Below are 299 nucleotides of genomic sequence, written 5' to 3' on the forward strand. Positions count from 1 at the left end.
GCGACGAAGCGCTGAAAGAGCTTGAAAATCAAGCACTTAAGCAGGTTCGAAGTTGGGGTGGTGATCAGGCAGGTGCTTCACTTGCCGCCTTTCGGTTCAACAACTGCTCCGGCAGCGGGCCGAAAAGGAAGATCGCCGAGGTGCTTGACAGCGAGTTTGAACGCTGTAGAATGCGCCTCCCGCTGACGAGAAGTTTCGGCTGATCGAAAGCGCAAGCGGTTGAGTAGGAACGAAAAATTCTGAAAATAACGCTTGACGGAATAAGAGGTTGGCGTAGAATGCGCGGCCTCGGTTGAGAC

1 protein-coding gene is annotated in these 299 nt (G+C 53.5%); it reads left to right on the plus strand.

Going from position 1 to position 299, the window contains the following annotated elements:
- A partial coding sequence (locus tag DK254_RS34070) for a hypothetical protein (RefSeq protein WP_158546390.1) occupies nt 1-203 on the plus strand: 203 nt, incomplete at its 5' end.
- Nucleotides 204-299 lie beyond the last annotated feature (96 nt).

It is taken from the genome of Pseudomonas sp. RW407, assembly GCF_003176655.1.
GTDB lineage: Bacteria > Pseudomonadota > Gammaproteobacteria > Pseudomonadales > Pseudomonadaceae > Pseudomonas > Pseudomonas delhiensis.